This is a genomic window from Novosphingobium barchaimii LL02 (assembly GCF_001046635.1).
GTDB lineage: Bacteria > Pseudomonadota > Alphaproteobacteria > Sphingomonadales > Sphingomonadaceae > Novosphingobium > Novosphingobium barchaimii.
On sequence record NZ_KQ130452.1, the window covers coordinates 702,195 to 722,498 of the forward strand.

Below are 20,304 nucleotides of genomic sequence, written 5' to 3' on the forward strand. Positions count from 1 at the left end.
GAACAATCGTGAATTTAACATAAGATATATTATCGGTTTCATCTGAGCCGGCAAGAACAGCGTTTTCTAATGGGCAGGAACAGATGACTGACAGCCGTCACCAGCAAATCGACCGCCTCCTTGCCATCATGGCTCGTCTGCGTGATCCGCAGACTGGCTGTGAATGGGATCGCGAGCAGACTTTCGCCACGATCGCCCCTTATACGATCGAGGAAGCCTACGAAGTGGCCGAAGCGATTGCCCAGGCTGATCTTGCATCGCTGCGCGACGAACTCGGCGATCTGCTGCTCCAGGTCGTATTCCATGCCCGCATGGCCGAGGAGCTTGGCCATTTCACCTTTGCCGACGTTGCTTCCGCGATTTCGAACAAGCTGGAAGCCCGTCATCCGCACATCTTCGGTGACGACGTATCCGGCGATGCCCAGACCGAGCGCTGGGAGGCGATCAAGGCTGAGGAACGTGCTGCCAAGGGTGCGACCAGCGCCATAGACGGCGTGGCGATTTCGCTTCCGGGTCTGATGCGCGCGGAGAAGCTGCAGAAGCGCGCCGCGAGAGTGGGCTTCGATTGGCCTGACCCCAGCGGCGCCGCTGACAAGGTCCGCGAAGAGATGGCGGAACTGGATGAAGCTTCGGCGGCGGACAAGCTGGAGGAAGCGGGCGACCTGCTGTTCGCGGCGGTCAACCTCGTGCGCCTGAACGGTATCGCCCCGGAGGACGCTTTGCGTGCGGCGAACACCAAGTTCGAACGGCGTTTTCGGGGTATGGAGACGTTGGCAGCAGGCGACGGCGTCGATTTTGCCAGCCTGTCGCTTGAGGAACAGGAAGCCTACTGGCAGGCAGTCAAACGTGCTGAAAAGGCGTGATTTGAAGTGAGTGCCCTCCCCATCGCTTCGCGACAGGGAGGGTTTGGGGCTCAAAGTGACGTAAAACGGCCCAGTTCACGCTCGGAGAGACGCGCCTGGATACGCAGCAGAGGCCCCTCCTCTCCTTCGCCCGCATCTTCCTCGGCCACGACTTCGCCGCGGGCGTGGAGGAAGGCAAGGCGCTGGCCATCGGCGGCCGGGATCACGAAGCTGTAGACCTTCGAACCCAGCGTCAGCGTGCGGCTGACGACGGCCAGCATATCGTCACAGCCCTCTCCGGTCAGCGCTGAGACGGGGATGATAGTCTCGCCGTCACGGTGCGACATCGCTTCGCGCAGCGCTTCGATCTGCTCGGGAGCAAGCAGGTCCCACTTGTTCCAGACCTCGATGATCGGGATCAAGGGAGCGGGCCCCTCCTCTTCCTCATCGTCGCGGCCCCAGCCTATGACGCGGTCATCCTGTTCCTTGCGGCGCAGGGCCCGTTCGTCGATCTTCGGCTCCATCACGCCAAGGTCGGCAAGAATGTCGAGAACCTGACGTTTCTGGGCCTCGGTATCGGGATTGGCCATGTCGCGAACGTGGACGATGACGTCAGCGGCGGTCACTTCTTCCAGGGTAGCGCGAAAAGCGGCGACGAGCTGGGTCGGCAGGTCCGAGATGAACCCCACGGTGTCCGACAGGATCGCCTTTTCGAGACCCGGCAGACGGACTGCGCGCATCGTCGGGTCCAGCGTGGCGAAGAGGAGGTCTTCCGCCATGACTTCCGCGCCGGTCAGGCGGTTGAACAGGGTCGATTTACCGGCATTGGTATACCCGACCAGGGCGACGATCGGCCAGGGCGCCTTCTCGCGCCTGTCGCGGTGCAGGCCGCGCGTGCGGCGGACCTGTTCCAGTTCGCGGCGGATCTTCGCCATGCGGTCGCGGATCAGGCGGCGATCCGCCTCGATCTGGGTTTCGCCCGGGCCGCCGAGGAAGCCGAAGCCGCCGCGCTGACGCTCAAGGTGGGTCCAGCTGCGAACAAGGCGACCAGCCTGGTAATCGAGGTGAGCGAGTTCGACCTGCAGACGGCCTTCCGCCGTCGCCGCGCGTTCGCCGAAGATTTCCAGGATCAGCCCGGTGCGGTCGATGACCTTACGCTTGAGCTTTTCTTCCAGATTGCGCTGCTGGATCGCGGTGAGCGAGCCATCGACGATGATCAGCTCGGCTTCATGCAGCGTGCAGGCGACCGAGATGTTCTGGATCTGGCCTTCGCCGAACAGCGTGGCGGCGCGCGGTTCGCGGATCACGATGGCCATCGCTTCGACCACTTCCAGCCCGATCGCAAGGGCGAGGCCCTTTGCTTCTTCCAGCCGGGCATCAACATCAAGGTCGGCCATCTGGCCCCGAGGGCCACGCATTTGCGGATAAACGACGAGGGCACGCGCACCGCGCGTGACCTCATCCATAAGTTCGTCGTTCAAATCAGTTCAGCTTCCAGAGTCGCGACGTCAATCGTCGGCTTCCTCATGCGCCTGAAGGTCGACCGGAGTCACGGGCTGAATCGTCGAAACGGCATGCTTGTAGGCAAGCTGTACGTACCCTTCGCGTTCCAGCAGCATGCAGAACAGGTCGTATGCTGCGACGCGGCCCTGAAGCATGACGCCGTTGATGAGGAACATCGTCACCTGCACGCCGGCGTTGCGGATGCTGGAAAGGAACACGTCCTGCAGGACACGCAGCTTCTTCGCGCTTTCCGAGCCGTTCGAGAACTGGCGCGCATCGACCGGGGTCGACGGCATGATGGTCGAGATCGCATGCTTGTAGACGAGCTGAGACTGGCCGTCGCGGCGCAGCAGGATCGAGAAATTGTCGAACCAGGTAACGATGCCCTGGAGCTTCACGCCCTTGACCAGAAACATGGTGACCGGGGTCTTGTTCTTGCGCAGGAGATTGAGGAACTGGTCCTGAAGGTTCTGTCCCTTGCCTGCGGCGGGCGCTGCAGGTGCCGACGTACCGGCGCTTACCGGAACTGCGGCGTTTACAGCGACTTCAGCCGGCTCAGCGGCAGGTGCCGGAGTGGGCTTGGGGCGCGCCGTGAGAGTTCGACCAGCCATTGTATTCTCCTTCTTTTTGGCGGCCGCTTATGCGGTCCGCGATCTGGCGCCGGATTCCCGGGCGCCGTTCTCGAATCAGAAACTACCGATTTGCTGCAGTGCAGTAAACGGCATTTTTGTAGCAAAAATGTTACAGCGCTAAAATTATCGTCCTGAAGGGCGCACTGATTGCAGTTTCCGAATCGTCAGAGCGCTTCGTCAACGTCTGTTTCGTCCTCGCGGCGTTCCGACATGCCAAGTAGCTTGAGCTTGCGATGAAGCGCCGATCGCTCCATCCCGATGAAGGCGGCCGTTTTAGAGATATTCCCTGAAAACCGCCGGATCTGGACGCGCAGGTATTCGCGTTCGAAGCTTTCGCGGGCTTCACGTAGCGGCGCGCTCATCATCACGGTGGCGCCGGCGTCCGCCCCTCCCCGGCTGTTGAAAATTTCCGGCGGCAGCATGTCGCCCTCGATCCGCGCCAGCTTTTCGCGCGGGGCCATGATGACGGTGCGTTCCACCACATTGCGCAACTGGCGCACGTTGCCAGGCCATTCGTAAGCCTGAAGCGCGGTCATCGCCTCGCTGCTGACCTGCGGCGGGGCCACGCCCTGTTCGTTGGCATAGCGGGCGAAGAAGTGGTCGATCAGTGCGGGAATGTCGTCGCGGCGCTCACGCAGTGCGGGAATGGAAACCGGGACCACATTGAGGCGGTAGAACAGATCTTCGCGGAAGCGGCGTTCGGCGATCTCTTTCTCGAGGTCGCGCGAGGTGGAGGAGACCACGCGAACGTCGACACGGATCTGGCGGCTGCCGCCAACCCGCACGAAGGCCTGATCGGTCAGCACGCGCAGGATGCGCGCCTGGGTGGAGAGCGGCATGTCGGCCACTTCGTCGAAATAGAGCGTACCGCCGTCCGCCGTTTCCAGCAGACCGGGGCGGATCAGGGCGCCGTCCGCCTCTTCACCGAACAGTTCCTGCTCGAAGCGTTCGGGGGTGATGCGAGCGGAATTAACGCTGACGAAGGCGTTGTCGGCGCGCGGGCTCCAGGCGTGGAGAAGGCGTGCGGCCACTTCCTTGCCCGAACCTGCGGGGCCGGTGATCAGCAGGCGGCTGCCGGTGTTGGCGATGCGCTTCAGCGTGGCGCGGACCTGGTTGATCGCGCCGCTGGAGCCGGTGAACTCCTCCGATCCGGTGAAGCCCTGACCCTGCTTGAGCTGCGCGTTCTCCCGGCGCAAGCGCTCGGTCTCGGTAGCCCGGCCGACGAGGTGGAGCAGTTTCTCGGCTTCGAACGGCTTTTCGATGAAGTCCACCGCGCCGCGGCTGATCGCGGCGACCGCGGTGTCGATGTTGCCGTGGCCCGAGAAGATGATGACCGGCAGTTCGGGTTCGCGCGATTTGATCGCGTCAAGTACCTCAAGGCCGTCCATCGGGCTGCCGTGAAGCCATACGTCAAGCAGGACGAGCGACGGGCGGCGCGCGTCGACCGCGGCAAGCGCAGCCTCGCTGTCGCCGGCAGTGCGGCATTCGTAGCCTTCGTCGCTCAGTACGCCGGCGACCAGTTCGCGGATATCGCGTTCATCGTCGACGATCAGGATTTCGAGTGCCATGGGCTTTTCTTCTTCGTCTTGAGGTCGTTTGTTACGGGGCTGGCAAGTACCGGAGTGCGGGCCGTCATTGCGCGGCCTCTGTCTTGCGGCCTTGGTCGAGGGCCATCGGATCGTGGGCGAAGCGCATCGTCACTGTGGTGCCGCCGCCTTGCGCGGCGGTGAACGTCATTTCGCCGCCGTGTTCCTCGATGATCTTGTTGACGATCGCGAGGCCCAACCCAGTGCCTTTTTCGCGGGTTGTCACGTAAGGTTCGATCAGGCGCTCCTTGTCCTGCGACAGGCCGATGCCGTTATCGGTGACCCGCACCAGGATCGAGTGGTCGTGATCGACAACTTCTACCGAGACCGCGCCGCGATAATCGCCCTCAGCCGTTTTCGATTTGGCTTCAATCGCTTCCACGGCATTTTTGAGGACGTTGGTCATCGCCTGGCCGAACTGGTGGCGGTCGCAGTCGATCGTCCCAATGTCACGGTCGCTGCTGAAAGCGAAATTGATGTCCGGGCGGGCGACTTCTTGCAGGAACAGTGCCTGGCGGGTGAGCGCGGCCGGGTCCTCGGCGCGGAACACCGGCTTGGGCAGGCGCGCGAAGGACGAGAACTCATCAACCATCTTGCGCAGTTCCCCGACCTGCCGGATGATCGTGCGGGTAAGGTCCTGGAACAGCTCGGGATTGTCGGTGATCTGCTTGAGGTATCGGCGGCTCAGGCGCTCTGTCGCAAGCTGGATGGGGGTGAGCGGGTTCTTGATCTCGTGGGCGATGCGCCGCGCCACGTCGGACCAGGCGGCGGTGCGCTGGTCCAGTAGCTGGCGGGTGATGTCCTCGAAGGTGATGACATGGCCGGTGGCGTCACGGCTCGTCTTGACCGCGAGCGTGAGCAGGTCGCCGCCGCGATTGTACTGGACGATACCATCCGACGAACCCTGCTCGACCAGAGCCGCGATCGGGGGCGCCAGTTCGCTGATCGGCATGCCTTCGGGCACTTCGCCGCTGCGGTCGGTCAGAAGCTTCTGCGCGGTGCTGTTCATCAGCAGTATCCGGCCCTGGTCGTCGAGCGAGACGATGCCCGAAGTGACCGATTCCAGAACCGCTTCGATAAACAGGCGGCGCTCATGAAGCTGGCGGTTTGCGCCCAGCAGAGCCTGGGTCTGCTTTTCGATCTGGCCGGTCATGCGGTTGAAGGCACGGTTGAGCAGGCCGATCTCGTCGGCGCCGGTGCGCCCCTCGATCCGCAGGGCATAATTGCCCGCGCCCACCCGCCGCGCCGCATCGACAAGCTCGTAGAGCGGCGCAACCTGGCGGTCGGCGAAGCGCAGCGCGACCCACACGGCAAGTCCGACAAGCGCCAGCGAGGCCACGAACAGCGCGACGTTGAAGCGCAGCTGCAGAACGCGGGCGCGACTGGTCAAAACCTCATAGGCCTGCACGATGTTTTCGGCCCGCTCGCCCTGGCCAAGCGAGAGCAAGTCGGAACTGCGGATGACGAGAAGGTAAACGCCGGTAGACCGATCAATCGGGCTCGTCGCGACGATCCGGTTGTCTTTTGCGTTCGCGACGTAGGGCTCACCCCTGCCCAGCTTGGCGAAATTATCGGCGCTGATGCGGTTGTTTTCGGCTTGGTTGGCGGGATCAACGACGATCAGCGTGCGCTGGTTGCCATCGGCATCGATCTGGATCAGCGCTGCAAAGGCCAGATTTCGGCGGACGACCTGCTCGGCAAGGAAAATCTGGAATTTACGGCTTGCGACCGGGTTGGTTGCCAGCACCTCACGCGAATCCTGTGCCATGGCGACGGATTCATAGCCGACGTCGCGCATGGTCTGTTCGTAGTACCCACGCGCCAGCTTGTTGGCGTTTTCCAGCAATCCGCGCGAACTGTCGGAGAACCAGAACTCGACGCCGGACTGAAATAGCCATGACGCAAAGACGACGACCAGCAATGTCGGCACGGCGGAAATGAGCGAGAAGATGAACACCAGGCGCACGTGCATCTGTCCGGTGCCACCAATGCTTTCGGCTGCGCGGCGCAGCGCCATGCGGCGGCCCAACAGTACCAGAATCGCCATCGCCGGCACCAGCGTGCCGATGAGCAGACTGGCCGTGAGGTTCGAGGGCAACAGTTCGCCCTTGTCGCCGCCGTTGTTCAGGGCGACCCATGTCGCCGCAGTCATCGTCAGGAACGCGGCAACCGAAAGCACTTCCATGAAGGCGAAAATGTTCGCCCGGCGCGCAGCTACCTGCATGCGCCGCCACCAGCGCGGCCAAGTGCGTTTCTGGGGTGAACTATCCGTCATCGTTGCAGCGTTACAACAGCACTGTGGCCGGGCTGCAAGAGGGAATCCACCAACTCGATATTACGGTCGACGAGTGAATTCCTCAGGATCGAGCGAAAGTTCGCCAAGGCGCTTGCGCAAGGTGTTGCGATTGATCCCCAGTGCCTGCGCGGCGCGCAGCTGGTTGCCTGCGGTTTCCTTCAATACTTCCGCGAAAAGCGGGCGTTCGAAGGCGGCCATGGCGCTGTCGTAGATTGTGCCGCTGGCCGGGCGAGTGGCCGAGAGCCACTGTGCGACCGCTACGGCGATGTCGCCCGGGCCATGAGCGTGGCCGTTCATCGGTTCGCCTTGATCGACGCCCTCGCCCATGCCGGACGCAGTGGCCGACGGTTCAGGTGTCAGCAGCGGCACGACCTGATCGACGTCGATCAGGTCCTCGCGCGCCAGCAGGGCCATGCGATAAATGAAATTCTTGAGTTCGCGCACGTTGCCGCGCCAAGGCTGGCGGCTGAGCAGTTCGGCGGCCTCAGCCGTCAGCTGGCGGCGCGGCAGGCCTTCATTCGCGGCGTGCTGAAGGAAATGGCGCGCCAGAACGTCGATGTCATCGCGCCGGTCGCGCAAGGGGGGCATGTGGATCGGCACCACATTGAGCCTGTAGTACAGGTCCTCGCGGAAGCGGCCGGCGGCGATTTCCGGCTCAAGGTCCTTGTTGGTCGCGGCGACGATGCGGGTATCGAGCTGGATTTCGTCGCGCCCGCCGACGCGGCGTACCGAGCCGGACTGGAGCGCGCGCAGCAGGCGGGTCTGGGCCTGCATCGGCATGTCGCCGATTTCATCGAGGAACAGAGTGCCGCCTGCCGCTTGTTCGAATTTGCCGACATGGCGCGCGACGGCGCCGGTGAAGGCGCCCTTCTCGTGGCCGAACAGTTCGCTTTCGATCAATTCGGCGGGGATCGCGGCGGTGTTCACGGCGATGAACGGACCGCCGCGGCGATTGCCGAGCTGGTGAATCGCCTCGGCGACAAGCTCCTTGCCCGTGCCCGATTCGCCCAGGATCAGCACTGTCAGGTCGTTGCGCAGTACCCGCGTGATCATACGGAAGACCGACTGCATCGCGGTGCTGCGGCCGACAAGCGGGAGGCCATCGGCAACCGGCTCTTCACCTTCCAGCGGGCTGTGTGTCGCCCCAGCTGCCTGGCGCACGGTGCGCGCCAGTTCGTCGATGTCGAAGGGCTTCGGGAAGTATTCGAAAGCGCCGGTATCGGTGGCGCGCACGGCGGTATCGAGGGTGTTCTGGGCCGAGAGGATCACGATCGGCATGTCGGGATGAAGCACGCGGACGCGGTCGATCGTCTCGATGCCGTCGCCGTCGGGCAGCATCACGTCGGTGACGAAGGCGGCGAAGCTGTGATCGGCCAGCTGCCGGTCGCGTTCTGCGATCGTCTGGCAATGGACGACGGCAAAGCCCTCGTCCTCCAGCGCGGCCGTGATGACGATGGCGATGGACATGTCGTCCTCGAGCAGCAGGACGTGCTGCGAATGGGGCATCATGCCGGGTCCCTTTTGACGCGGGTGCGTGTTTCCCGCGCGAGCGGCAAGTGGATACGAAAATGCGTCAGCCCGGTCTCATCGTCGCGGTCGTGGGTGATGCGGCCGTTCATGTCTCGCACCAGTTTGCGAACCAGCGGCAGGCCCAGCCCCTGCCCGGACTTCTTGGTGGTGACGAACGGTTCGAAGATGTGATCGCGCATGGCGGGGTCGATGCCGGCACCATTATCGCTCACCCGCACCTCGATTGGAAGGCGCAGCGGCGCGTCGGAATTGCCGGTCTGTAGCTGAAGGCCGCTGGCGAAACGGGTGCGGATAGTCACGCGCGGTTCGCCGCCGTCCCGCGCCGCATCCTGACAGGCTTCGGCGGCGTTCGAAAGCAGGTTTATCATGACCTGCACCAGGCCATCGGGGCTGCCCAGCACGGAGGGGAGCGACGGGTCGAACTCCTCGATCAGGCGGAACCGGCGCGCCCCCTCCCCATTCGCGGCGTCCAGCACGTCGATCGCGCGGCGGGCGGCCTCATGGAGGTTGCATGGCTCGACCGGAGGGGTGGTGCGGCCGCTGAGCTTCTGCATACGCTCGATCAGGGCGGCTATGCGGTCCACCTCCCCGGTGATGAGGTCGGTCAGCGCGCGGTCGCGTTCATCCAGCTTGCGGGCAAGAAGCTGCGCCGCGCCGCGAATGCCGGCGAGCGGGTTCTTGATCTCGTGCGCCATGATCTCGGGGCCGCGCAGGACCGCATTGTCGGGGCCGCCGGAATCGTCGCCCAGCGCATCGGCGGCGGTGTTGTCGTGGATGGTCAGCAGCCGCCAACCGGGTGTGTCCGCCACCGGCGCCACATTGATGTCGACCCGGCGCGCACCCTTGCCCTTGAGTTCGACGACGACTTCGCGTGCGGAAACCGGTGTTTCGTAATCGTCGAGGCGGTCGACCAGACGGCGGTCGGAAATCGATACGATCTCACGCAGGGGCACGCCGATAAGCCGGCGTGCGGACTGGCCGAAGAACTGCTCCGCCGCCGGGTTGAGCGCAGCGATTTTCAGACCCGGCTCCAACAGCACGACAGCTTGCGGCAGGCTGGCAAGCAGCCGCTGGGCTTCAGGGACGGACGTGCCGAGGTCCAGGCTCATGCGGCGTGAAGCTGCCCGTTACCGGATGCATCGCCGCCGTCGCGGTACGGCGCGTAGAATTCCGCGAGTTCGCGAAGGACTTCATCGGGATCGCTGATGAAGTTCACCTTGTTTCTGAACTCGGCAGAGCCGCGCACGCCCTTGATGTACCAGCCAAGGTGCTTGCGGGCCATGCGCACCCCGGTGTCGGCGCCGTAATGGGCCAGCATGTCCTCGTAATGGGCGCGCATGATCTCATACTGCTCGGCAATGGTGGGGTCGGCGGCGACGTCGGCGCCGCGCCACCATTGCATCACCTGCGCAAGGAACCACGGGCGGCCATAAGCGCCGCGCCCGATCATGAGGCCATCCGCGCCGGACTGTTCCAGCGCCTTGGAGGCATCTTCCACCGTGCAGATGTCGCCGTTGACGATGACCGGGATCGAAACCGCGTCCTTCACGCTTCGCACGAAGGCCCAATCGGCCTCGCCCTTGTACATCTGGTTGCGGGTGCGGCCGTGGACGGTAATCATCTGCGCGCCCAGATCCTCGGCGATCCGCGCCAGTTCCGGGGCGTTGAGGCTATCATGGCACCAGCCCATGCGCATCTTCACGGTAACCGGCACCTTCACCGCCTTGACGGTGGCCTCGATCAGCTTGGTCGCCAGCGGCACCTGCCGCATGAGCGCGGAACCGGCGTCGCCATTGACGACCTTGCGCACCGGGCAGCCCATGTTGATGTCGATGATGGCAGCGCCCTGCCCTTCGACCAGCTTGGCGGCTTCGGCCATCTGCTCGGGATCGCAGCCGACAAGCTGCATCGCGACGGGTTCCTCGATCACGTCCCACATCGCCTTTTGCAGCGACACCCGCGTCTCGCGGATGGCCGCGGGGCTGGCGATCATCTCGGTGACGTTGAGGCCCGAGCCGAAGCCGCGCACCATCCGGCGGAACGGCAGGTCCGACACGCCCGTCATCGGCGCGAGCACGACCGGGCAGTCGATCGTCACGGGACCGACCTGAATGGGCTTTAGTGCCGGGGGATTGGGCAAGTGAGTCATGGTTCGCGCAATACTGCCTAAAAAACAGGCAGCGCATAGTGGATTGCCCTTGTGCGGGCAAGCGATTACCGGCGAGAACAATGTCGCAATTCGTTTCAGAAGCCCCGAAACCTACGGGAGAGCGCGCGGTGGCAGCCGTTGCCGCGCTGGTCGTCGCCGCCGGGCAAGGCCTCCGCGCCGGTCAGCCGGTGCCCAAGCAGTTCGCCCTGTGGCGCGGCAAGCCGGTGGTCCGCCACTCGGTTGAAGCGCTGGCGGCGGCGGGTTGTTCGCCGATCCTGGTGGTCATTCCGCAAGGCGCGGACGCGATCGCGCGTGAGGCTCTGGCGGGGATCGCAGGGGTACAGTTTACCGCCGGCGGGGCGACGCGGCAGGAATCGGTGCGGCTTGGCCTTGAGGTGCTGGTCGCCGCCGCGCCGGACAGCGTGCTGATCCATGACGCCGCCCGGCCGCTCCTGCCCGGCGAGGTCGTCACGCGGCTGGTAGAGGCGCTGAACCATCACAAGGGCGCGATCCCGGTGCTGCCGGTGGTCGACAGCCTCGCCCACGCAGAACACGGCGATGTCATGGGCGCCCCTGCCCGTCGCGAGGATCTGCGCCGGGTGCAGACTCCGCAGGCGTTCCGTTTCGAGGATATTCTCGCCGCTCACCGCGAATGGGACGGCGCTGCCGCCGCCGGGGACGATGCGCAAGTGGCGCAGGCCTGGGGCATGGAAATCGCCTTCGTCGAAGGGGACGAAATCTTGCACAAGCTGACTTACGCCGCCGACTTCGCTCCCTTGCAGCCGCTGGTGCGGGTGGGCACCGGCTATGACGTTCACGCGCTGGAGGAAGGCGAGGAACTGTGGCTCTGCGGCGTGCGCGTTGCGCATACCCACGGTCTTTCCGGCCACAGCGACGCCGACGTGGCGATCCATGCACTGGTCGATGCGATGCTTGGCGCGGTGGGGGCGGGCGATATCGGCCAGCACTTCCCGCCCAGCGACCCGCAGTGGAAAGGCGCGGCCTCCGACCGCTTCCTTGGCCATGCCGGGAAGCTGGTGGCGGAGGCGGGCTATAGCCTGGGCAATGCGGACGTGACGATCATCTGCGAAGCGCCCAAGATCGGGCCGCACCGCGAGGCCATGCGCGCGCGGCTCGCGCAGGTGCTCGGCGTTGACATCGCCGCCATCAGCGTGAAGGCAACCACCACTGAGAAGCTGGGTTTCACCGGAAGACGCGAAGGCATCGCCGCACAGGCCGCCGTCAGCCTGATCCGGCTTTAGAACAGGACCATTTCCATGCACGCATTCGTCAGGACCATCGCCTTCGCGGCCAGCATGACGCCGGGCCTTGCCATGGCCGCCGAGCCGGTGTGCATCACCAAGAAGGAGGCGACCGCGCTGATCGCCTATGCCCTGCCGCAGGCCATCAACGGCACCGCCAAGCGCTGCGCCCCCTCCCTGCCCGCCGATGCCTTCCTGCGCCGTCAGGGGCCGCAGCTGGCCGCGCGCTATTCCGGGCAGAAGGACCGATACTGGGCGCAGGCCCGCCCCGCCTTCATGAAGACGCTGGGCGCCGAAGGTAATGGTTCGGCCGACATGGTGCGCAATCTTCCCGATGAGACGGTGCGCCAGCTGGCCGACGTATTCGTGGAAGGGTTCGTTTCGCAGCGCATCGCGCTCAAGTCCTGCACCAAGCTGGACCTCGCGATCGACCTGCTCTCACCGCTGCCGCCCGAGAACACCGCGGGCCTCATCGCGCTGAGCCTCGAAGTCGCCAGCGCGGCCGATCCCAAGCTGGGCAAAGTCGCGCTTTGTCGCAGCTAAATTCTTGGGCCGCAGCTAATTTAAGGACCACCATGGCCACCAACCCGTTCTTCCCCGAAGACCTCTTCGCCCTCGCCCAGCGCGTGATCGACGAGAACAAGGCGCTGGGCCGCACCGTGGCGCTGGCGGAAAGCTGCACCGGCGGACTGGTCTGCGCGGCGCTGACCGAGATTCCTGGCTCTTCCGCCGTGCTCGATCGCGGTTTCGTGACGTATTCCAACGAATCGAAGATGGAGATGTTGGGCGTCCATGCGGACATCATCGATTCGTTCGGCGCCGTATCCCCGGCGACGGCCTGGGCGATGGCGCAGGGCGCGATCAAGAAAAGCAAAGCCGACGTGGCAGTCGCCATCAGCGGTATCGCCGGCCCTGAAGGCGGCAGCGAAATGAAGCCGGTGGGAACGGTCGTCTTCGCCTGCGCACGCCGCGGCGAGGAAGACGTCAACGCCGAGCAGAAATTGCTCGAAGGAAAGACCCGCGCCGAAATCCGGCATCAGGCGGCGATTATCGCGCTGGAACTGCTGCTGCCCTGAGCGGGGACAGCTACCTGCCTGCAACATACTCCAAACCCCGCTCAGCCTGAGCTTGTCGAAGGCCATGCGCCCGGTCTCGGGGTCTTCGACAAGCTCACGCTGAGCGGGGCGGAGAGATTGTGGGGGGTATAGAGGATTGTTGCAGACGTGATGCGGGGCGCGCGCTCAGCCTTCCTGCGGAACCCCGTAAAGCTCAGATGCGCGCGTTTCGAACGCGGCGACCATCTTGCGGAAGGCCTTGTCGAAATATTGCCCCGCCAGTTTCTCGAACAGCGCATTGCGGAACGAGAACTTCACGTCGAATTCGATATCGCAGGCGTGATCGCTCACCGGATGGAAGGTCCAGCGGTTATCGAGATCGCGCATCGGGCCGTCGACATAATGGACGCGGATCTCGCGCGGGCGTTCCTTCTCGACGCGCGAGGTGAACTTTTCGCGCAGCGCCTTGAAGCCGACGAGCATGTCGGCGACCATCTCGGTGCCATCGTCCGATTTCACGCGGGTGGCGACAACCCAGGGCAGGAATTCCTGATAACGGCCGACATCGGCCACCAGGTCGAACATCTGCTCGGCGCTGTAGGGAAGGCGGTAGACTTCATGAATGCCGGGCACGGGATCAGGCCTTCACGCCGACCTGCGCCGCTTTTGCCAGCTTCGCTTCACGCGCCGCGCGCATTTCGGCGAAATCGGCACCGGCGTGATAGCTGGAGCGCGTCAGCGGCGAAGCGGCGACTTGCAGGAAGCCCTTGGCGCGGGCGATGGCGCCGTATGCCTTGAATGCCTGCGGGGTCACGAATTCCTTGACCTCGGCGTGCTTGGGCGTCGGGCGCAGGTACTGGCCCATGGTCAGGAAATCGATGTCGGCGCAGCGCATGTCATCCATCACCTGATGGATTTCGAGCCGCTCCTCACCCAGACCCAGCATCACGCCGGACTTTGTGAAGATCGACGGATCGTGGCGCTTCACTTCTTCCAGCAGTCGCAGCGAAGCGTAGTAACGCGCGCCGGGGCGGATCGTCGGGTAAAGGCGCGGCACGGTTTCCAGATTGTGGTTGTAAACGTCCGGGCGCGCCATGACGATCGCTTCGACGGCACGCTGCATCTTGTTGCGGAAGTCCGGCGTCAGGATCTCGATCGTGGTCGAGGGGGTCGCGGCGCGGATCGCCTCGATCACCTTCACGAACTGCGAGGCGCCGCCGTCGGGCAGATCGTCGCGGTCGACGGAGGTGATGACGATGTGCTCAAGGCCGGTCTTCAGCGCCAGTTCGGCGACGTTCGCGGGCTCGGCCGGATCGACGCGGCCGGGCATGCCGGTCTTCACGTTGCAAAAAGCGCAAGCGCGCGTGCAGGTATCGCCCAGGATCATCACCGTGGCGTGTTTCTTGGTCCAGCACTCCCCGATATTGGGGCAAGCGGCTTCTTCGCACACGGTGGTCAGCTTGAGGTCGCGCATGAGCTGGCGAGTCTCACCGTAACCTTTGCTGGTCGGCGCTTTCACGCGAATCCAGTCCGGCTTGCGCTGGCGCTGCGGTGTTTCTTCGGGGGTCGGCACGGAAGAAAGATCGTTCATGCCGTTCAGATAGTCACATGTGCGCGCGCTTGCCAGTGCGAATATCCGGGGTATGGGAAAGCGTAAAGTGTTCCCGCCCCGCAGGAGGCCCTATCCATGACCGAAGTGCTGAACCATCTTCTCGACGGCTACCACCGCTTTCGCACCACCGGATGGTCGCACAACCGGGAGCGCTGGGACCAGTTGGGCCAGGGCCAGGCGCCCGAAGTGATGGTGATCGCCTGCTCCGACAGCCGGGTCGATCCCAGCCAGATCTTTGACGTCGACCCCGGCACCATCTTCGTGGTCCGCAACGTGGCGGCGCTGGTGCCTCCCTTCGAGACGACGCCCGGCCATCACGGCGTCTCCGCCGCGCTGGAATTCGCGGTGCAGGTGCTCAAGGTGAAGGAAGTGGTGGTGATGGGCCACGGACTTTGCGGCGGCTGCAAGGCTGCGCTGACGCAGGACCTCAAGGGCGCCGAGGTCGGCCAGGGCGGCTTCGTGGCGGACTGGATCTCGATGCTCGACGACGCGCGCGAGCCGGTCGCCGAGGCTTACGGCACTACGGGCCGCGAGGCCGAGCGGGCGATGGAGCAGGCGGCGGTGAAGGTGAGCCTCGACAATCTGATGACCTTCCCCTGCGTGAAGAGCAAAGTGGCCAAGGGTGACCTCAAACTGCGCGGCGCGTTCTTCGCCATCGCCGACGGCGTGCTTCACCTGCTGGACGAAGATAGCGGCAAGTTCGCGCCGGTGGATTGAGGAGGTAGCTCCGCCCCCTTCACCCTTGCAGGCAAACAAAAAGGGCGGCGGTTTCCCGTCGCCCTTTTCGCTGGTGATCGAAGAAGATCAGTTGGTGGCGGCAGGCGCCGTGGCAGCAGCCGGAGCCGACTTGCTCTTGGCATAGGCCGACCACAGCTTGGCGACGGGCTGGCGGGTGCCGGTGACCTTCGCGAAGTTGGTCTGCGCATCAGCGTACTTGCCCGAAAGCGTCTGCGACATGCCAAGGCGCAGCGCGACCTTGTTGGCATCCACGCCAGGCATCGAGATCGCCTTGGCATAGAACGTCTCCGCCTTGGCGGGCTGGTCGTAGCTGAGGAACACGTCGCCGGCCGCAACCACCGTCGCGGCGGTGGCACCGGCCTTGTTGGCATCGCGCTCGGTGGCGGGCAGCGAGGCCTTGTCACCCGCGACGCGGCCCTGCGAGTTCGTCAGGTCGGCGCCGATTTCAGCCTGGGTCAGCTTGCCCTTGGCAAGGCCGTCCTGCATCACCTTGACCGCTTCGCCCGGGAAGGCGCGCGGGTCGACGTTCTCGATGTACTCGAAATAGTCGCGCTTTTCAGCCATGCCGCCGGTGACGAACATCAGGCGCATGAGATCGAGGTTCTGGTCGCGCGGCAGCGATGAAAGCTGGCGGACGACCGAGATCGAGGTGCCCCAGCTCGACGGATAGTACTGGCCGAGAAGCGCAGCATACTCGGTCGAGGGCGCAAGCTGCTTGGCGGTGTAGGTCTGCTGCAGCACGTTGCGCAGCGCGGTTTCCGAAGGCGCGGTGCCCTTGGCCTGAGCTGCGGCCACATCGTCCTTGGCCATCTGCAGCGCGGCTTCGGGGTTGTTGTTGCGCTTGTAGGAATCGGCGAGGACGAGGTCCAGCTGGCCCGACGTATCGGTATATCCGCCATCCTTGGCAGCCTTGAGGTACTTCGCCGCGTTGGCATAGTCCTTGAGCTGGTAGGCGGTGATGCCCGAATCGTAATTGGTGGTGCCCAGAGCGGCCGCATCGAGCTTGCCGCTTTCGAGCAGCATCATGTTGCCCTGCTGCTTGAGCGCGAGGTCCTTCGAAATGATGCCGAAGTTGCGCATCATCGAGCCAAGCGCGTTCTTGTCGTCCGGCGTGGTTGCGGTGGGGACAGCTGCCTGAAACGCGGCCTTGCCGTCACCGCCCGCGGCGGTGTCGAACGCCTGCTTGGCAGCAGCCATCGCTTCGGGGGTCTGCTGACCGCCCAGCGCGGCAACCGCAGCTTCCATGGCCTTTTGAAGCGGCTGCGCGACCTTTACGAATTCCGGCGAGAACTTGCCGCCTGCGGCTGCCTTCTCTTTCTTTGCAGCCATCGCGGGCGTTGCGGCCATGGCAACCAACCCGCTCGAAAGGGCGACGGCGAGAGCGACACGGGAAACAAGGAACTTGCGAGCCATCTAGGCTAACTCCTCTCAAGACAAAACAAATCCTGCGGTAGGCAGGCAATATCCTGCCCGAAAGCAGGACGAAAACGAGCGCCGCAGGGTTTGGCGGCGAATTGAACGATTGGCAACCTGCCCTGCGAAATAGGTGAGCGCCGTTGAACGCTCCTTGAATGCAATTCGTCGCACCCGTTCAGGGTTCCCGTGCATATGTGTGGAAAACGCCAGGCTGCCCCGCCCCGGCGGTGTGGTTCAGGTGGCATTCGCTCCGCGCATGTCCTAGGGCGGTCCATCACCCCTTTCCCATAGCAATCTGGCGACAGCAACGCGTGAGCGACGAGACCGACATCACCGAGCACACCGGCCCCGAGGGCGAGTTCACCCGCGTCGACATCGTCGACGAGATGAAGACGAGCTATCTCGATTACGCGATGAGCGTGATCGTGAGCCGCGCGCTTCCCGACGTGCGTGACGGACTTAAGCCGGTCCACCGCCGCATCCTGTTCGCCAGCCAGGAAGGCGGCTTCGTCGCCGGGCGGCCCTATCGCAAGTCGGCGAAGATCGTCGGCGACGTCATGGGTAACTACCACCCCCACGGCGACAGCGCGATCTACGACGCTCTGGCACGCATGACCCAGGACTGGTCGATGCGCCTGCCGCTGATCGACGGTCAGGGTAACTTCGGTTCGATGGACCCCGATCCGCCGGCCTCGATGCGCTATACCGAAGCGCGTCTGGCCCGGGTCGCCAATTCGCTGCTCGACGATCTCGACAAGGATACCGTCGATTTCGTCGACAACTACGATGGTTCGCGGCGCGAGCCCTCGGTGTTGCCCGCGAAATATCCCAACCTGCTGGTCAACGGCGCCGGCGGCATCGCGGTCGGCATGGCCACCAACATCCCGCCCCACAACCTGGGCGAGGTGATCGACGGCTGCTTCGCGATGATGGACAATCCCGCCATCACCGCGGAGGAACTGTTCCACATCATCCCCGGCCCCGATTTCCCGACCGCGCCGTTGATCCTGGGCCAGCACGGCGCGCGCAACGCGTCGTACACCGGACGCGGCTCGATCGTGATGCGCTGCCGCCACCACGTCGAAGAAGCACGCGGCGCCAGCCGGGGTGCCCGCTCGATCGTGCTGACCAGCATTCCCTATCAGGTCGGCAAGTCCAACCTGGTGGAGAAGATCGCCGAAGCCGCCAAGGACAAGCGGATCGAAGGCGTCTCGGACATCCGCGACGAATCGAACCGCGAAGGCATGCGCGTCGTCGTCGACCTCAAGCGCGATGCCTCGCCTGAAGTGGTGCTCAACCAGATCTGGCGCAGCACCCCGGCGCAGTCCAACTTCGCCGCCAACATGCTGGCGATCCGCGGCGGTCGGCCCGAGATCATGTCGCTGCGCGACATTCTCCAGGCTTTCATCCAGTTCCGCGAGCAGGTCATCACCCGCCGCACCAAGTTCGAACTGAACAAGGCCCGCGAGCGCGCGCATATCTTGCTCGGCCTGGTGGTCGCGGTCTCGAACATGGACGAGGTCGTGAAGATCATTCGCGGCGCGTCCAACCCGGCCGACGCGCGTGCCAAGCTGATCGCCAAGGAATGGCCGATCGGCGATATCGCGGCCTACATCCGCCTCGTCGAGGCGATCGAACCCGATGCCGAGCAGGCCGGCGGGACCTACCGCCTGTCCGAAGCGCAGGTGAAGGCGATCCTCGACCTGCGCCTCCACCGCCTCACCGCGCTGGGCCGCGACGAGATCGGCGACGAACTCAAGGAACTGGCGGTCGCGATCGCCGGATACCTCGAAATCCTGGCCGACCGCGTCAAACTTTACAATGTGATGCGCGGCGAACTTCAGGCCGTGCGTGATGCTTACGCCACCCCGCGCATCTCCGAGATCACCGCCGCTTTCGACGGGATCGACGACGAAGACCTGATCGAGCGCGAGGACATGGTGGTGACCGTCACCATGGACGGCTACATCAAGCGCACCGCCCTCTCCACCTTCCGCGCCCAGAACCGGGGCGGCAAGGGCCGCGCCGGCATGGCGACGAAGGAAGAGGATGCCGTGACGACGATGTTCGTCACCTCCACTCACAACCCGGTGCTGTTCTTCTCCACCGCAGGCAAGGTCTACCGCCTCAAGGCTTATCGCCTTCCAGAGGGCGGACCGACCACGCGCGGCCGGCCGATCGTCAACCTCCTGCCCGCGCTGGACAAGGACGAGACGATCCAGACCGTGCTCGCCCTGCCCGAGGACGAGACCGAGTGGAGCAAGCTGTCGGTCGTGTTCGCCACGGCCAAGGGCAACGTGCGCCGCAACTCGATGGATTCCTTCGCGAACATCCCCAGCAACGGCAAGTTCGCGATGCGTTTCGACGAAGGCAGCGACGATCGACTGATCGGCGTCGCCCTGCTCGCGGCGTCGGACGACGTGCTGCTCGCCACCCGCAAGGGCCGGGCGATCCGCTTCGCCGGCGATGATGTGCGCGAATTCACGAGCCGCACGTCCACCGGCGTTCGCGGCATGACGCTCAAGGAAGACGACGAGGTCATCTCGCTGTCGATCCTGCACCGCGTCGGCACTGACGGCGAGGAGCGCGAACAGTACCTGCGCTTCGCCCCGTGGAAGGGCGAGAAGGAAGGCGAGTCCACCCTCGCGCCCGAACGCATGGAAGAACTGGCCGCGCGCGAGCAGTTCATCCTCACCGTGTGCGCCAACGGCTATGGCAAGCTGTCCTCGGCCTACGAGTATCGCCGCACCGGACGCGGCGGCCAGGGCATCACCAATATCGACAACATCGGCCGTAACGGGCCGGTGGTGGCCAGCTTCCCGGCCACCCGCGCGCAGCAGCTGATGCTGGTCACCGACCAGGCCAAGCTGATCCGCCTGCCGCTCGATTCGCTGCGGGTCATCGGACGCGGTTCGGCAGGTGTGCGCCTGTTCACCGTATCGAACGACGAGCATGTCGTCAGCGCCGTGCGCCTCGACGAAGAGCCTGAAGTCGACGCCGTCGCCGCGCTTCCCGTGGTAGAGGGTGCGGCCGAAACGGAAACGCCAGACACCGAAACCCCCGAAGCCGAGGGCGACGAGTGAGCGCGGCGGATACCGTCGCCTACAAGATCCTGACCGGCGAGCAGCTTGCAAGGCTGCTCGCCGACGGAACGTTCGCCGGCGCTCCGGTGGATATCGCGGACGGGTATATCCACCTGTCCGCCGCACCCCAGGCGCAGGGCACCCTGGACAAGCATTTCGCCGGGCAGGACGACCTGCATATCGCCGTGGTCGACCTGACCGCGCTGGGCGATGCGGTGAAGTGGGAAGTCTCGCGCGGGGGCGCGTTGTTCCCGCACATCTATGCAGACCTGCCGCTCTCGGCAGTCCTGTCGCACGCCCCGGTATCGCGGGACGATGCCGGAACGCTGCAACTCCCTCATTGACAATTATAACCAATTAGGTTATAAGCTCCGACATCCGCAGCCCCGACGCGTAAGGGGAAGCGGTGTATCGGGTCGGCGCCGTGGGCCGGACGCGTGCGCAAGCCGTGGACCACGCCACCAGCGTCTGACCGGATCGGTTCACATACCCAGGTCCCCGCAATCGGCCCGCCTCCCACGAAGAGGGGGCTTCCCGGACGACCTTTTCGAGGCAGCGGCTTTTGCGAGTCCGCGTCGCCGCTTCGAACCGATCCGCAGG

The 20,304-nt window shown here is 64.5% G+C and carries 17 protein-coding genes; 7 read left to right on the forward strand and 10 right to left on the reverse strand.

All coding sequences use genetic code 11. The annotated features are described in order from the left end of the window. Nucleotides 1-83: 83 nt before the first annotated feature. A complete protein-coding gene (mazG, locus tag V474_RS03625) occupies nucleotides 84-863 on the forward strand; it encodes a nucleoside triphosphate pyrophosphohydrolase (RefSeq protein ID WP_059150150.1) in 780 nt (259 codons plus the stop codon). Nucleotides 864-913: 50 nt separating this feature from the next. Here the strand turns inward: mazG and hflX are convergent, their stop codons facing one another. The 7 genes from hflX to dusB all read right to left on the reverse strand — a co-directional run bounded on the left by hflX (nucleotide 914) and on the right by dusB (nucleotide 10,538). Next, nucleotides 914-2,323, reverse strand: a complete 1,410-nt coding sequence (gene hflX, locus V474_RS03630) for a GTPase HflX (protein ID WP_236710612.1) — start codon at nucleotides 2,321-2,323, stop codon at nucleotides 914-916. A 27-nt stretch (nucleotides 2,324-2,350) separates the two neighbouring features. Continuing rightward, nucleotides 2,351-2,956, reverse strand: a complete 606-nt coding sequence (gene hfq / locus V474_RS03635; protein ID WP_059150151.1) for an RNA chaperone Hfq — start codon at nucleotides 2,954-2,956, stop codon at nucleotides 2,351-2,353. Between the two features lie 185 nt (nucleotides 2,957-3,141). Beyond that, nucleotides 3,142-4,545, reverse strand: a complete 1,404-nt coding sequence (gene ntrX / locus V474_RS03640; protein WP_059150152.1) for a nitrogen assimilation response regulator NtrX — start codon at nucleotides 4,543-4,545, stop codon at nucleotides 3,142-3,144. A 64-nt stretch (nucleotides 4,546-4,609) separates the two neighbouring features. Next, nucleotides 4,610-6,787 carry a sensor histidine kinase gene (locus V474_RS03645; protein ID WP_059150153.1) on the reverse strand — a complete coding sequence of 726 codons (2,178 nt, stop codon included), beginning with the start codon at nucleotides 6,785-6,787 and terminating at the stop codon, nucleotides 4,610-4,612. Nucleotides 6,788-6,898: 111 nt separating this feature from the next. Continuing rightward, entirely contained in the window at nucleotides 6,899-8,368 is a 1,470-nt protein-coding gene (locus V474_RS03650) for a sigma-54-dependent transcriptional regulator (protein WP_407938310.1), read from the reverse strand. Further along, nucleotides 8,365-9,498, reverse strand: coding sequence for a two-component system sensor histidine kinase NtrB (locus V474_RS03655; RefSeq protein WP_059150154.1), 1,134 nt, complete (start codon nucleotides 9,496-9,498; stop codon nucleotides 8,365-8,367). The genes V474_RS03650 and V474_RS03655 overlap by 4 nt, the downstream gene beginning before the upstream one ends. Continuing rightward, a complete protein-coding gene (gene dusB, locus V474_RS03660; RefSeq protein WP_059150155.1) occupies nucleotides 9,495-10,538 on the reverse strand; it encodes a tRNA dihydrouridine synthase DusB in 1,044 nt (347 codons plus the stop codon). Before dusB ends, V474_RS03655 begins: the two co-directional genes overlap by 4 nt. A gap of 80 nt (nucleotides 10,539-10,618) precedes the next feature. On the opposite strand from dusB, the gene V474_RS03665 reads away from it, so the two are divergent. From V474_RS03665 to V474_RS03675, 3 genes are read left to right on the forward strand one after another with little or no spacing between them, the layout of a single operon-like run. Continuing rightward, the gene (locus V474_RS03665) at nucleotides 10,619-11,800 is read left to right on the forward strand and encodes a bifunctional 2-C-methyl-D-erythritol 4-phosphate cytidylyltransferase/2-C-methyl-D-erythritol 2,4-cyclodiphosphate synthase (protein ID WP_059150156.1); all 1,182 of its coding nucleotides are present in this window, start codon (nucleotides 10,619-10,621) and stop codon (nucleotides 11,798-11,800) included. Nucleotides 11,801-11,815: 15 nt separating this feature from the next. Continuing rightward, nucleotides 11,816-12,343: a hypothetical protein gene (locus V474_RS03670; RefSeq protein ID WP_059150157.1), complete on the forward strand. Its 528-nt coding sequence runs from the start codon at nucleotides 11,816-11,818 to the stop codon at nucleotides 12,341-12,343. Nucleotides 12,344-12,375: 32 nt separating this feature from the next. Next, nucleotides 12,376-12,876, forward strand: a complete 501-nt coding sequence (locus tag V474_RS03675) for a CinA family protein (protein ID WP_059150158.1) — start codon at nucleotides 12,376-12,378, stop codon at nucleotides 12,874-12,876. A gap of 165 nt (nucleotides 12,877-13,041) precedes the next feature. Here the strand turns inward: V474_RS03675 and V474_RS03680 are convergent, their stop codons facing one another. After that, the gene (locus V474_RS03680) at nucleotides 13,042-13,488 is read right to left on the reverse strand and encodes a type II toxin-antitoxin system RatA family toxin (RefSeq protein WP_059150159.1); all 447 of its coding nucleotides are present in this window, start codon (nucleotides 13,486-13,488) and stop codon (nucleotides 13,042-13,044) included. Nucleotides 13,489-13,492: 4 nt separating this feature from the next. Continuing rightward, complete coding sequence (gene lipA, locus V474_RS03685; RefSeq protein ID WP_043973160.1) at nucleotides 13,493-14,446, reverse strand: lipoyl synthase; 954 nt, start codon at nucleotides 14,444-14,446, stop codon at nucleotides 13,493-13,495. Between the two features lie 96 nt (nucleotides 14,447-14,542). Here lipA and V474_RS03690 point away from each other — a divergent pair, with 96 nt between their 5' ends. Further along, the gene (locus tag V474_RS03690) at nucleotides 14,543-15,184 is read left to right on the forward strand and encodes a carbonic anhydrase (protein WP_059150160.1); all 642 of its coding nucleotides are present in this window, start codon (nucleotides 14,543-14,545) and stop codon (nucleotides 15,182-15,184) included. A gap of 87 nt (nucleotides 15,185-15,271) precedes the next feature. Here the strand turns inward: V474_RS03690 and V474_RS03695 are convergent, their stop codons facing one another. Continuing rightward, nucleotides 15,272-16,618 (reverse strand): outer membrane protein assembly factor BamD, encoded by a 1,347-nt coding sequence (locus tag V474_RS03695; RefSeq protein ID WP_059150161.1) that lies wholly within the window; start codon nucleotides 16,616-16,618, stop codon nucleotides 15,272-15,274. Nucleotides 16,619-16,932: 314 nt separating this feature from the next. Here V474_RS03695 and gyrA point away from each other — a divergent pair, with 314 nt between their 5' ends. Beyond that, on the forward strand, nucleotides 16,933-19,704 hold the full coding sequence (gene gyrA / locus V474_RS03700) for a DNA gyrase subunit A (RefSeq protein ID WP_059150162.1): 2,772 nt from the start codon (nucleotides 16,933-16,935) through the stop codon (nucleotides 19,702-19,704). Beyond that, nucleotides 19,701-20,048 carry a DUF952 domain-containing protein gene (locus tag V474_RS03705; RefSeq protein ID WP_059150163.1) on the forward strand — a complete coding sequence of 116 codons (348 nt, stop codon included), beginning with the start codon at nucleotides 19,701-19,703 and terminating at the stop codon, nucleotides 20,046-20,048. Before gyrA ends, V474_RS03705 begins: the two co-directional genes overlap by 4 nt. Nucleotides 20,049-20,304 lie beyond the last annotated feature (256 nt).